We start from the raw sequence: 13221 nt of genomic DNA, 5'->3' as shown, positions 1-13221 counted from the left end.
GGGGCACCGCATCTTCTCGTGTCCGAGGGGGGACTTGAACCCCCACGCCCTAATACGGGCACTAGCACCTCAAGCTAGCGCGTCTACCATTTCCGCCACCCGGACAGGTGTTCTTCACTTGTTCGGCCGTCGCTCCGGGCTGTTTCCCCGGCGTTCCTGCCGAGAGAAGACACTAGCACGGGTCCGGAGGCCCGCTGCACACGGCCGTGCATCCCGGGCGAGTCCCGCACGTCGCCGCGGATCGGGGCGGTCCGGCGCGGGGTGCCCGGTAGCCTCGGGGCATGAGCGACGCCCAGCCGGACCTCGAGGCCACCGCAGCCATCGCGCGGGACCTCATCCGCATCGACACGACGAACTGGGGCGAGGGGAAGTCCCGCGGCGAGACGGAGGCGGCGCACTACGTCGAGGCGGCGCTGCGCGACCTCGGCCTCGAGCCGCAGCTGTTCGAGTCGGAGCCGGACCGCGTGAGCGTCGTCGCCCGCGTGCCGGGTCGCGACCGCGACAAGCCGGCGCTCGTCGTGCACGGACACCTCGACGTCGTCCCGGCGGACCCGACGAACTGGTCGGTCGACCCGTTCGGCGGGGTCGTCCGCGACGGCATGCTGTGGGGCCGCGGTGCCGTCGACATGAAGAACATGGACGCGATGATGCTGACATCGCTGTCGGACGTCATCGAGCGCCAGGGTGCGCCCGAGCGGGACCTCGTCATCGCCTACTTCGCCGACGAGGAGGCGGGCGGGGTGCTCGGTTCGCACCACGTCGTCGACCGGCACCCGGAGGTGTTCGCGGGCGCCACGGCCGCCATCAGCGAGGTCGGCGGCTACTCGATCACGCTCGGGGACCGGCGCGCGTACCTGCTGCAGACCGGCGAGAAGGCCCTGATGTGGGTGAAGCTCGTCGCCCGGGGCACGGCCGCGCACGGGTCCCACGTCATCCGCGACAACGCCGTCACGAAGGTCGCGGCCGCCGTCGCGCGCATCGGCAGCGAGGAGTGGCCGGTCCGGCTGTCGGCCACGACCGAGGCGATGGTCGCCGAGGTCGCCCGGTTCCTCGGCGTCGACCCGCAGACGACCGGCCCGGACGAGGTCGCGCTGGCCACGGGCTCGGCGTCGCGGTTCATCCACGCAGCCCTGCACACGACGTCGAACCCGACGGTGCTCACCGCCGGGTACAAGCACAACGTCATCCCGGACACGGCCGAGGCGCTCGTCGACATCCGGTGCCTCCCGGGCGACGAGGACGCCGTGCTCGCGCGTGTCCGCGAACTGGCGGGCGACGAGGTCGAGGTCGTCACGTCCTTCCGCGACGTCGGCCTCGAGCAGGACTTCGGCGGCCCGCTCGTCGACGCCGTGCGCGACGTCCTCGGTCGGCACGACCCGGGCGCGCCGGTGTTGCCGTACCTGCTTTCCGGCGGCACCGACAACAAGGCCCTGTCGACGCTCGGCATCGCCGGGTACGGGTTCGTCCCGCTGCAGCTGCCCGCAGGCATCGACTTCCCCGCGATGTTCCACGGCGTCGACGAGCGGGTGCCGCTGGACTCGCTGGCCTTCGGGCGGCGCGTCCTCGGGGACCTGCTGGCGACGTACTGATACATTGCCGGGTCGCCTGCGCGGCACCGTCCTGCCTGCTGACCCCTGAAAGGCCCGCACGATGCACATCCTCGAGGCGATCTTCCTCGGCTTCGTGCAGGGACTCACCGAGTTCCTGCCCGTGTCCTCCAGCGCCCACCTGCGCATCGTCGGGCTGTTCCTGCCCGACGCGGAGGACCCGGGTGCGGCGTTCACCGCGGTGACGCAGCTCGGCACCGAGACCGCCGTGCTCATCTACTTCTGGAAGGACATCACCCGCATCGTCGGGCGGTGGTTCCGGTCGGTGTTCCGGCGCGACGTGCCGAAGGGCGACCCGGACGTCCGCCTCGGCTGGCTGGTCATCCTCGGCACGATCCCGATCGGCATCGCCGGCCTGGTGCTCAAGGACTCGATCGAGACGACGTTCCGGTCGCTCTGGATCGTCGCGATCGTGCTCATCGTCTTCGGCGTGGTGCTCGGTGTGCTCGACGTCGTCGGCCGCAAGGTCCGTCCGATCGAGCAGATGACGTTCCGGAGCGGGCTGCTCATCGGTGTGGCGCAGATGCTCGCCCTCGTGCCGGGTGTCTCGCGCTCCGGCGCGACGGTGTCGATGGGGCTCGCACTCGGGTACACCCGTCCGGCGGCCGCACGGTTCGCCTTCCTGCTCGCCGTCCCCGCGGTGTTCCTGTCCGGCTTCTACGAGGCCGCGACCAGCCTGGGCGACACCGGCGCACCCTTCGGCCTCGTCGACACGCTCATCGCGACGGTCGTCGCGTTCGTCGTCGGGTTCGTCGTGATCGCCGCCTTCATGAACTACATCGCCAAGCGCAGCTTCCTCCCCTTCGTGGTCTACCGGATCGCACTCGGTATCGTGCTCATCGTGTTGTTGTCGCTCGGAGTGATCCAGCCGTGAGGGCCTGGCAGGCCCCGTCCGTCCCCGATGTCCCGGGGGACGCCCCGCGTCCCGTCGTGCACGACACGGCGGCCGGGCACCCCGTCGACCCGACCCGGGGCGAGGAGCGTGCGGCGCTCTACGTCTGCGGGATCACGCCCTACGACGCCACCCACCTCGGGCACGCGGCGACCTACCTGGCGTTCGACACGCTCGGCCGGGCCTGGCGCGACGCCGGGCTCGAGGTGGAGTACGCGCAGAACACGACGGACGTCGACGACCCGCTGCTCGAGCGGGCGACGCGCGACGGCGTCGACTGGCGCGAGCTCGCGGCCTCGCAGATCGACCTGTTCCGCCGCGACATGGAGGCGCTCCGCGTCCTGCCGCCGGACGACTTCGTGGCCGTGACGGACGAGGTCGAGCGGATCGCCGAGGCGGTCGCGTACCTGCAGGAGACGGGCTACGCCTACGACGTGCCGACCGAGGACTCCGAGGGCGACGACGTCTACTTCGACGTGAACCGTCCCACCGAGGCGTGGGCGCTCGGCGACGAGAGCCGCCTGGACCGCGAGACCATGCTCGCGCTGTCGGCCGAGCGCGGCGGGGACCCGGACCGCGCCGGCAAGCGCGACCCGCTCGACCCGCTGCTCTGGCGTGCCGAGCGCGCCGGGGAGCCGAGCTGGGACACCGAACTGGGCCCGGGCCGACCCGGCTGGCACATCGAGTGCAGCGTCATCGCGGGCGACAAGCTCGGCCTGCCGATCAGCGTGCAGGGCGGCGGCAGCGACCTCGTCTTCCCGCACCACGAGATGAGCGCCGGGCACGCCGCCGCGCTGGCGCACCAGCCGCTCGCCAACGCCTTCGTGCACACCGGGATGATCGCGTACCAGGGGTCGAAGATCTCGAAGTCGCTCGGGAACCTCGTCACCGTGCGCGGACTGCTCGACGACGGTGCGGACCCGCGGGCGATCCGGCTCGCGCTGCTCTCGCACAAGTACTCGGACGACTGGGAGTGGTTCGACGGCGAGCTGTCGAGCGCGTCGACCCGCCTGGCGTCGTGGGACGAGTGGGCGACCGGTGCGCGCGAGGGGCACGTCGACGACGCGGACGAGGCCATCGCCCGGATCCGGGCCCGGGTCGCAGACGACCTGGACACGCCGGGAGCGGTCGCTGCCGTCGACACGGCCATCGCGGCCGGGACGCGCGCGACGCCGGAGCTCGTCGACCTCGTCGACGCCGTGCTCGGCATCCGCCTGGGCTGAAGCCGGGCCGCGACGGACGGGAGGCGCGGTGCCAGCCGGCACCGCGCCTCCCGTCCGTCCCGTGGTCGGGACTACTGCTGCGGCGGCTGCGGGGGCCGCCACGGGCCCTCGCCACCGGCGGTGCCGCCGTCCTTGCCGTCCTTGCGCTCACGACGGCGGAGGTACTGCTCGAACTCCTGGGCGATCGCGTCGCCCGAGGCCTCGGGGGAGTCGACCGTGTCGCGCGCCTGCTCGAGCTGCCCGATGTAGCTCGCCATGTCCTCGTCGTCGGCGGCGAGGGCGTCGATGCCCTCCTCCCACTCGGTCGCCTCGTCGAGCAGGGTGCCGCGCGGCACCGTGACGTCGGCGAGTTCCTCGAGCTTGTCGAGCAGCGACAGGGTGGCCTTCGGCGACGGCGAGTTGTGCACGTAGTGCGGGACCGAGGCCCAGAGCGACAGCGTGGTGAGCCCGGCGGTGTCCATCGCGTCGGACAGCACGCCGAGGATGCCGGTCGGTCCCTCGTACGTCGACCGGTCGACGTCGAACGCCGAGCGGACCCCGGCGTTCTCGCTGGACACGAAGACCGAGATCGGCCGGGTGTGCGGCACGTCGGCGAGCATCGCGCCGACGAACACGACCGCGTCGATCGAGTGGACGTCGGCGAGGTCGACCACCTCGGCGCAGAAGCCGCGCCAGGTGCGCGAGGGCTCCGGGCCGACGAGCACGAACACGTCGCGCTCGGACTCCGAGCCGGTGGCGCCGATCACGGGGCGGCCCTCGGCGCCGGGGCCGTAGAGCACGATGCGGGGCCACTGGATGCCACGGGAGCCGTCCTCGGCCGTCCCGACGTTCGGCCGGTTGAACTGGTAGTCGACGTACCGCTCGCCGTCGATCTCGCGCAGCTCGTCGAGCTCCAGCGCGTCGACGATGCGGCGCGCGAGGCCGCTGGCCGCGTCGCCGGCGTCGTTCCAGCCCTCGAACGCGACGACGAGCAGGCGGCCGTCGCTGAAGGGGGAGTGCTGTGGCACGGAGGGGCCTCCTGGTGGTGGAGCGGGGCGCACGCGACGCCGCGCGCGGCCGGACAGGGTCGATCACCCAGGATAGGCCTCGGGTCGGTGTCGGCACCGCCCCGTCCGCCCGGAGCGGAACGCGCGCCCCGGTAGACTCGTCGCCCGTGACCGCCCAGCACCCCGAACGCGTCCTCCCCGCAGCCGTGCTGTGGGACATGGACGGCACGATCATCGACACCGAGCCGATCTGGCAGCAGTCCCAGGTCGAGCTGACCGCTCGCCACGGCGCCGTGTGGACCCACGAGGACGGCCTGTCGCTGGTGGGCAGCGGCCTCGAGCGCTCGGGCGAGATCCTGCGCGACCGCGGTGTCGACATGGAGGTCGAGGAGATCGTCCAGTGGATGACCGACTACGTGATGGAGCGCCTGCAGGCGGCCGAGCTGCCGTGGCGGCCCGGTGCCCGCGAACTGCTCGAGGAGCTGCACGACCGCGGCATCCCGACGGCCCTCGTCACGATGTCTCGGCGGAAGATGGCCCTCGTCGCCGCCGACGCGCTCGGTGCCAGCGGCTTCCGCGTGGTCGTCGCCGGTGACGACGTCGACCGCCCGAAGCCGCACCCGGACGCCTACCTGTCCGCCGCGGCGCAGCTCGGCGTCGACCCCACCGCCTGCGTCGCCATCGAGGACTCCGCGACCGGTGTCGCCTCGGCCGTCGCGTCCGGCGCGGTGACCGTCGCGGTCGAGCACATCGTGCCGCTGTCCGAGATCGCGGGCGGCGACGTCCACCTGACGACCCTGGCCGACGTCGACGTCGACCGCCTGGTCGAGCTGACCACCCCGGCCCTCGCGGCCCGCACCGAGACGGCGAACCGATGACCGACGCACAGTCCCCGACCGGCACCGACGGCACGGACGGCACCGCCGCGCTGCCGCACACGGCGGGCGGTGCCCCGCACACCCCGCCCCGCGGGCCGTTCCGCGCCGGCGACCGCGTGCAGCTCACCGGTCCGAAGGGCAAGCTCACGACGCTGTCCCTGGAGACCGCGGGGGAGTACCACACGCACCGCGGCGTGCTCCGGCACGACGACGTCATCGGGCAGCCCGACGGTTCGGTCATCCGCGCGAGCACGGGCGACGAGTACCTCGCGCTCCGGCCGCTCCTCAACGACTACGTCATGTCGATGCCCCGCGGTGCGGCGATCGTCTACCCGAAGGACGCCGCCCAGATCGTCGCGTTCGCCGACGTCTTCCCCGGCGCCCGCGTCGTCGAGGCCGGCGTCGGGTCGGGCGCGCTCTCGCTCTTCCTGCTGCGCGCCATCGGCCCCACCGGCCGGCTGCAGTCCTTCGAGCGCCGCGAGGAGTTCGCCGCGATCGCCCGCGGCAACGTCGGCACCTTCCTCGGCGCCGTGCCGGACAACTGGTCGGTGACCGTCGGTGACCTCGTCGAGGAGCTCCCCGGCGCGACCGAGCCCCAGAGCGTCGACCGCGTGGTCCTCGACATGCTCGCCCCGTGGGAGTGCGTCGACGCCGCTGCCGACGCCCTCGTGCCCGGCGGTCTGATCGTCTGCTACGTCGCCACCGTGACGCAGCTCTCCCGCACGGCCGAGGCGCTCCGCGACACCGGGCGCTTCACCGACCCGCAGTCGAGCGAGACGCTCGTGCGGACCTGGCACGTCGAGGGGCTCGCGGTCCGTCCGGACCACCGCATGGTCGGGCACACCGGTTTCCTGGTCACCGCACGTCGGCTGGCGGACGGTGTCGTCCTGCCGAACCTGAAGCGTCGCGCAGGCAAGGCGGAGTTCTCCGACGAGGACGTCGAGGCGTGGACGCCCGGCGCCGTGGGCGAGCGGTCGGCGAGCGACAAGAAGCTCCGCAAGGTCGCCCGCCAGGCCGCGGCACAGGCGCGACGCGTCGCCGCTGCCGAGGCCGGGTCCGCGGCCGACCCCGAGGCCGACTCCGGGTCGGGCGACGCCCCCGACGGCGACCGCTAGGCTACGCATGCCCGTCCTGCACCGAACGGAAAGAGGGTCCGTGCGCACCATCCCCGCACTCCTGGTCACCATCGGCCTCGTCGCGTCGCTGACCGCGTGCGCGTCCAGCGGTGCCGGCTCGACGCCGTCCGCCTGCGCGGCACCCGGCGCCGCCTCGGAAGCCGTCACGGCGACCGGCGCGTTCGGGAAGGAGCCGAAGGTCACGGTCCCGTCCGGGCTCACCACCACGGGCACGCAGGTCTCGGTGCTGCGCTCGGGCGACGGCCGGGAGATCGAGGACGGCACTCCCGCCCTCATCGAGTACACCCTCGTCGACGGCGCCACGGGCCAGGTCGCGCAGACCAGCGGCTACTCCGGTCAGACCGCCCCGATCACCGCGGGTGCCGAGAACTACGGCCCGCTCGGCACCGCGCTCGAGTGCGCGCACGTGGGCGACCGGCTCGCCGTGGCGCTGCCGAAGAGCTCGCTCAGCGGTGGCGCGTCCGCCAGCGCTCCGTCGGGCAAGGAGGAGGACGCGGTCGTCGCGATCGTCGACGTCCGTCGCGCCTTCGACGCCCGCGCGACCGGCACGCCGCAGCTCGCCGGTGACGGCATGCCCGCCGTCGTCCTCGCGCCGTCCGGTGCCCCCGGCATCACCATCCCGTCCTGGAGTGCGCCGAAGGACGACGCACTCCACCTGCTCCGCAAGGGGTCGGGGGCGAAGCTCACCGCGAAGGACACCGCGGTCGTCAAGTACACGGCCGTCTCCTGGGCCGGCAGCACCGGCGACTCGTCGGTCGTCGGGTCGAGCTGGACCGACGGCTCGGGCGCACAGACCATCCCGCTGGCGAAGGGCCAGGTCATCGACGGCGTCCGCGACGCCCTCCTCGGCCACCGCGTCGGCGACCAGGTCCTGGCGATCGTGCACCAGCAGGGCCAGGCCACCGCGTACGTCATCGACGTGCTCGGGAAGATGCCCGCCTGAGGCCTGTCGGACCGTCCACCGACCGCGGCGCGGGTGCACTCCGGTGCACCCGCGCTGCCATAGGATCGGGCTCGTGCCAGCGACCCGAGCCCCCCGCGTGCCCGCCGAGGAGCGGCTCTTCAGCCTCGTGCTCGCGCTGCTCTCGACGGAGTCGGGGCTGACCAAGGCGGAGATCCTGGCCAACGTCCAGGGCTACCGCCAGCGCTGGACCGCCGGTGGCGACAACGCCTCGCTGGAGCGGCAGTTCGAGCGCGACAAGGACGACGTCCGAGAGCTCGGCATCCCGCTCGAGACGATCGAGACCCCGGGCGCCGCCGGCAACAACCAGACGCTGCGCTACCGCATCCCGAAGGGCGAGTACGACCTGCCGCTCGACGTCCGCTTCACGCCGGACGAGTCCGCCCTGCTGTCCCTCGCCGCGATGGCCTGGCGCGAGGGCGCGCTGTCCACGGACTCCCGCCGCGCACTGCTCAAGGTGCGCTCGGCCGGCGCCGACGAGGGCGACGCGACGACCGCGACGCACCCCACCGACATCGCCGCCTACGCGCCGCGGCTCCGGGCGCGCGACGCCGCGTTCGAGCCGCTGCGCTCGGCGCTCGACCGCGCCGCAGCGGTGCGCTTCGACTACATCACCCCAGGTGAGCACGAGCCGCGTCGCCGGGAGCTCGCCCCGCTGGCCCTCGTGCAGCACGGCGGTCGCTGGATGCTCGCGGCGCACGAGTTCGCCACCGGCGGCACGAAGAACTACCTGCTGTCCCGGATCGTCGGACCGGTCTCGGCGTACGAGGCCGGCCGGCACCCGGCGCCGGCGGGCGCGGGGGAGCGTGCGCTGGCCGAGCTCGACCGGGTCTGGTCCGAGCGCTCCGCGCGGATCGCCGTCGTCCCGGGCTCGGACGCCGAACGACGGCTGCAGCGGCGTCGCGGCACCGAGGTCGACTCCGACGGGGTCCTCGTCCTGCACCACGTCGACCCGCAGATCCTCGCCGAGGAGCTCGCGGCGTTCGGGCCGGAGGTCCGCGTGCTCGAGCCGGCCGCCCTGCGCGACCGGGTCGTCGCCCGGCTGCGCGGGCTCGTCGCCGACCACGCGGACCACACCGGCGACGACACCGCCGCGGCGGGCACCGAGCGGACCGGAGGCGCACGTGGCTGACCAGCAACCCCTGCAGGCGCAGGACAAGCTCGCCTTCCTGCTCGTGCTGGTGCCGTACCTCATCGACCACGAGCGCGTCTCGGTCGCCGAGGCGGCCCGGCACTTCGGCGTGCCGGAGCAGCGGATCCGTCGCGCGGTGGAGCTCATCGCGGTGTCCGGCGTACCCGGCGAGACGATGCAGTACCAGCACGGCGACCTCTTCGACATCGCCTGGGACGACTTCGAGCAGAACGACATGATCGTGCTGACGAACCTGGTGGCGATCGACGACTCCCCGCGGCTCTCCGCGCGCGAGGCCTCGGCGCTCATCGCCGGCCTGCAGTACCTGTCCGCCCTGCCGGAGGCCGCCGACCGCGACGCGATCCGGGCGCTGATGGCGAAGCTCTCCCGCGGCGCCGGCGGTGCCGCGTCGAACGTGGCCGTCGGCCAGGACCTCCACGACGCCGCGCTCACCACGATCCGCAGCGCCGTCGCGGGCGGCCGCGGGCTGGCGTTCGAGTACGTCGGCCCCCGCACGCAGGGCGGGACCCGACGGGTCGACCCGCTGCGCGTCGAGTCGATCGACACCGACTGGTACCTGCGTGCGTGGGACCTGGACCGGCAGGCACTCCGGACGTTCCGACTCGACCGCATGTCGAACGTGCGCGTGGACGAGCGGGCCGCCGAGAAGACGATCGACGACGTCGTGCTCCCGGACACCCTGTTCCAGCAGTCCGGCGGTGACGTCATCGTCACGGTCGAGCTCGACTGCTCGTCACTGCCGCTCGTGGCCGACTACCTCGCCGACACGGCCGACGCCGAGGACGCCGACGGCCGCGTGCGCATCCGCCTCGCCGCGTCGAACGGCTTCGACGGGGTGGTGCGCCTGGTCGCGGGCCTGCCCGGTCGAGCCGTCGTCATCGACCCGCCGGCCGCACGCGCCGCGGTGCGGGCCTTCGCCGAGGCGGCTCTCGCCGCCGAGTGAGGCGGCTCCCGCCACCGGGTCCAGCGCCCTCCGCGTCGCCGTCCGCGTCGCTGCGGGTGACCCGACGGCGGACGGGAGGCGCGGGTCGGGCTCGCCCCGCGCCTCCAGTCCGGACACGGGCTGTGCGTCCGTCCACCGCGGTGAGTCTGTCGGTGCCGGTCCCGTAGGATCGGTCCATGGCTTCGACGACCGCGAGCGGGCGAGCGGAGCGGCCCGGTCGTCCGAAGAAGGACACCGAGGGCCGCATGTCGCTCGGGCAGCACCTCATCGAGCTGCGCAACCGCCTGTTCAAGGCCGTCCTCGCGGTCGTCGTGTGCGCGATCGGCGGTTGGTTCCTCACGCCGTTCGTGCTCGACGCACTGCGCGCGCCGGTCACGCAGCTGGCCGAGGTCGGCGGGCACACCGCCGAGCTGAACTTCCCGATGATCACCGGGGCGTTCGACCTGCGCCTGCAGATCGCCATCACCATCGGTGTCGTCATCGCGAGCCCGGTCTGGCTGTACCAGGTCTGGGCCTTCATCGTGCCGGCGCTCGTCCGTCGCGAGAAGCAGTACGTCTTCGGATTCCTCGGCACCGCGATCCCGCTGTTCTTCGCCGGCTGCTGGTTCGGCTGGTACGTCCTGCCGCACATCGTCGGGATCCTCGGCAGCTTCGTGTCCAGCCAGGACACCTCGATCGTCGACGCGAAGGCGTACTACGACTTCGTCATCAAGCTCATCGTCGCGGTCGGGATCGCGTTCGTCCTGCCGGTGTTCCTGGTGCTGCTGAACTTCGTCGGCGTGCTCTCCGCCAGCTCGATCATCAAGAGCTGGCGCGTGGCGATCCTGTGCATCCTGGTGTTCTGCGCCATCGTGACCCCGTCGGCGGACGTCATCTCGATGTTCCTGCTGGCGGTGCCGATGACGGTGCTCTACGTCGCCGCGTGCATCATCACGTGGTTCCACGACCGCCGGCTCGCGAAGAAGCAGGCGAAGCTCGACGAGGAGTACGGGATCTCATGACGACCGGCCTCAGCCCCGCGGAGCGGTTCCAGGCGGCGAAGGTCCGCAACCGCTCGCGCAACCTCGAGCTCTTCCGGACCGACCTGCGCTTCGACCTCGACCCGTTCCAGATCGCCGCGTGCGACGCGCTCGACCAGGGCCGCAGCGTCCTGGTCGCCGCCCCGACCGGTGCCGGCAAGACGATCGTCGCCGAGTTCGCGATCTGGCTCGCGATGCGCCAGCCCACGGCGAAGGTGTTCTACACGACGCCGATGAAGGCGCTGAGCAACCAGAAGTACGCCGAGCTCGTCGCCGAGTACGGCGAGTCCGAGGTCGGACTGCTGACCGGTGACACGAACGTCAACCCGCGCGCCCGCGTCGTCGTGATGACGACCGAGGTGCTCCGCAACATGATCTACGCGGACTCCGAGCTGCTCGACGACCTGGCCTGGGTCGTGCTCGACGAGGTGCACTACCTGGCCGACCGGTTCCGCGGGGCCGTGTGGGAAGAGGTCATCCTGCACCTGCCGACCGAGGTCCGGCTCGTGTCGCTCAGCGCGACCGTGTCGAACGCCGAGGAGTTCGGCGACTGGCTGCAGACCGTCCGCGGCGACACCGACGTCATCGTGTCCGAGGACCGTCCGGTGCCGCTCGAGCAGCACGTGCTCGTCGGCACCAAGATGGTCGACCTGTTCGACTCCAGCGGGGCGGCAGCGACGAACCGCGTCAACCCGGAGCTCCTGCGGCTCGTCGGCGGCGGTGCCCGGAGCGAGCGGAACGGCGGCGGACACCGCGGCCGTCGTGGTCGCGGTGGCTACCCGGAGCGCCGGGGACCGCGCACCGAGAAGATGTACCGCGAGCAGATCGCGAAGGTGCTCGACGAGCGCATGCTGCTGCCCGCGATCTTCTTCGTGTTCAGCCGCAACGGCTGCGACCAGGGCGTCCGCCAGGTGCTCCGCTCCGGCATCTCGCTGACCACGGCCGACGAGCGCAACGAGATCCGCGAGACCGCCGAGTACCACTGCCGCACGCTGCTCGACGAGGACCTCGCCGTGCTCGGCTACTGGGAGTGGCTCGAGGGTCTCGAGCGCGGGGTCGCCGCCCACCACGCCGGCCTCCTGCCGGCGTTCAAGGAGGTCGTCGAGGACCTCTTCCGCCGCAAGCTCCTCAAGGTCGTCTTCGCCACCGAGACCCTGGCGCTCGGCGTCAACATGCCGGCGCGCACCGTCGTGCTCGAGAAGCTCGAGAAGTTCAACGGCGAGGCCCGGGTCCCGATCACGCCGGGGGAGTACACGCAGCTCACGGGTCGCGCCGGTCGTCGCGGGATCGACGTCGAGGGGCACTCGGTCATCCAGTGGTCCGACGGGCTCGACCCGCAGGCCGTCGCCTCGCTCGCGAGCCGCCGCACCTACCCGCTCAACTCGTCGTTCAAGCCGACGTACAACATGGCCGTGAACCTCATCGAGCAGTTCGGCCGCCAGCGCACGCGCGAGGTCCTCGAAACGTCGTTCGCGCAGTTCCAGGCGGACCGCTCCGTCGTCGACCTGGCGCGGAAGGTCCGTTCGCAGCAGGAGTCGCTCGACGGGTACCAGCGGGCGATGGAGTGCCACCTCGGCGACTTCACCGAGTACGCCGCCCTCCGTCGCCGCCTGTCCGACCTCGAGCGCACGAACGTGCCCGGCGGTCGCGAGGCCTCGCACGGCGCCCGCCAGGAGCGCCAGGCCGCGATCACGGACGTCCGTCGGCAGATGCAGCGGCACCCCTGCCACGCCTGCCCCGACCGGGAGGCGCACGCCCGCTGGGCCGAGCGCTGGTACAAGCTCAAGCGCGGGCACGACAAGCTCGTGCAGCAGATCCGGTCGCGCACCGGTGCGGTCGCGACGACGTTCGACCGCGTCACCGACGTGCTCCTGCAGCTCGGGTACCTCGTCGTCACCGGCGACGACGAGGCGACGGTCGCCGCGGGCGGTCGGCGCCTGCAGCGCATCTACGGGGAGCGCGACCTGCTCGTCGCGGAGTGCCTCGAGGCCGGGGTCTGGAAGGACCTCACCCCCGCGCAGCTCGCCGCGATGGCCGCCACGATCGTCTACCAGCCCCGCCGCGAGGACGCGCCCGGCACCGAGCACGCCCTGCCGCGCGGGGCGTTCCGGCCGGCCCTCGACGAGACCCTGACGATCTGGGCCCGCCTCGACGACATCGAACGCGACGCCCGGCTCGCGGGGTCGCAGCCGCCGACCCCGGCCATGTCGGTGGGCATGTTCCGCTGGGCGTCCGGCTCGGCGCTCGACGACGTCCTGCGCACGCTCGACATGCCCGCCGGCGACTTCGTCCGCTGGTCGAAGCAGGTCATCGACCTGCTCGACCAGGTCCGGAACGCCGGCGACGACGACCTCGCCCAGACCGCCCGACGAGCGACGGACGCGGTCCGCCGCGGCATCGTCGCCTACGCGACGGTCTGACGG

General features: G+C 72.6%; 11 protein-coding genes and 1 tRNA gene. 10 read left to right on the top strand and 2 right to left on the bottom strand.

All coding sequences use genetic code 11. The features are described from left to right. Nucleotides 1-19: 19 nt before the first annotated feature. A tRNA-Leu gene (locus QUG92_RS08980) sits at nt 20-105 on the bottom strand. A 176-nt stretch (nt 106-281) separates the two neighbouring features. On the opposite strand from QUG92_RS08980, the gene QUG92_RS08975 reads away from it, so the two are divergent. The 3 genes from QUG92_RS08975 (at nt 282) to mshC (ending at nt 3722) form a co-directional block, all read left to right on the top strand. Further along, nucleotides 282-1589: a M20/M25/M40 family metallo-hydrolase gene (locus QUG92_RS08975; protein WP_289458784.1), complete on the top strand. Its 1308-nt coding sequence runs from the start codon at nt 282-284 to the stop codon at nt 1587-1589. Between the two features lie 61 nt (nt 1590-1650). Further along, the gene (locus tag QUG92_RS08970; protein ID WP_289458783.1) at nt 1651-2481 is read left to right on the top strand and encodes an undecaprenyl-diphosphate phosphatase; all 831 of its coding nucleotides are present in this window, start codon (nt 1651-1653) and stop codon (nt 2479-2481) included. Next, nucleotides 2478-3722, top strand: a complete 1245-nt coding sequence (gene mshC / locus QUG92_RS08965) for a cysteine--1-D-myo-inosityl 2-amino-2-deoxy-alpha-D-glucopyranoside ligase (RefSeq protein WP_289458782.1) — start codon at nt 2478-2480, stop codon at nt 3720-3722. Before QUG92_RS08970 ends, mshC begins: the two co-directional genes overlap by 4 nt. A 71-nt stretch (nt 3723-3793) precedes the next feature. Here the strand turns inward: mshC and QUG92_RS08960 are convergent, their stop codons facing one another. Continuing rightward, nucleotides 3794-4729, bottom strand: coding sequence for a proteasome assembly chaperone family protein (locus QUG92_RS08960; protein ID WP_069710871.1), 936 nt, complete (start codon nt 4727-4729; stop codon nt 3794-3796). Between the two features lie 146 nt (nt 4730-4875). Here QUG92_RS08960 and QUG92_RS08955 point away from each other — a divergent pair, with 146 nt between their 5' ends. The 7 genes from QUG92_RS08955 to QUG92_RS08925 all read left to right on the top strand — a co-directional run bounded on the left by QUG92_RS08955 (nt 4876) and on the right by QUG92_RS08925 (nt 13218). Beyond that, a complete protein-coding gene (locus tag QUG92_RS08955) occupies nt 4876-5586 on the top strand; it encodes an HAD family hydrolase (protein WP_223246483.1) in 711 nt (236 codons plus the stop codon). Then, nucleotides 5583-6701 (top strand): tRNA (adenine-N1)-methyltransferase, encoded by a 1119-nt coding sequence (locus tag QUG92_RS08950; RefSeq protein ID WP_289458780.1) that lies wholly within the window; start codon nt 5583-5585, stop codon nt 6699-6701. Before QUG92_RS08955 ends, QUG92_RS08950 begins: the two co-directional genes overlap by 4 nt. 40 nt (nt 6702-6741) lie before the next feature. Then, nucleotides 6742-7665: an FKBP-type peptidyl-prolyl cis-trans isomerase gene (locus QUG92_RS08945; RefSeq protein WP_289458778.1), complete on the top strand. Its 924-nt coding sequence runs from the start codon at nt 6742-6744 to the stop codon at nt 7663-7665. A gap of 73 nt (nt 7666-7738) precedes the next feature. Then, a complete protein-coding gene (locus tag QUG92_RS08940; RefSeq protein WP_289458777.1) occupies nt 7739-8815 on the top strand; it encodes a helix-turn-helix transcriptional regulator in 1077 nt (358 codons plus the stop codon). Then, nucleotides 8808-9779 (top strand): helix-turn-helix transcriptional regulator, encoded by a 972-nt coding sequence (locus QUG92_RS08935; protein WP_182046705.1) that lies wholly within the window; start codon nt 8808-8810, stop codon nt 9777-9779. Before QUG92_RS08940 ends, QUG92_RS08935 begins: the two co-directional genes overlap by 8 nt. Before the next feature lie 245 nt (nt 9780-10024). Continuing rightward, complete coding sequence (gene tatC, locus QUG92_RS08930; RefSeq protein WP_182046712.1) at nt 10025-10780, top strand: twin-arginine translocase subunit TatC; 756 nt, start codon at nt 10025-10027, stop codon at nt 10778-10780. Beyond that, on the top strand, nt 10777-13218 hold the full coding sequence (locus QUG92_RS08925; protein WP_182046704.1) for a DEAD/DEAH box helicase: 2442 nt from the start codon (nt 10777-10779) through the stop codon (nt 13216-13218). Before tatC ends, QUG92_RS08925 begins: the two co-directional genes overlap by 4 nt. Nucleotides 13219-13221: the final 3 nt, after the last annotated feature.

This window comes from Curtobacterium citri, from assembly GCF_030362955.1.
GTDB lineage: Bacteria > Actinomycetota > Actinomycetes > Actinomycetales > Microbacteriaceae > Curtobacterium > Curtobacterium citri.
This window is presented reverse-complemented; position numbering and strand designations above follow the sequence as displayed.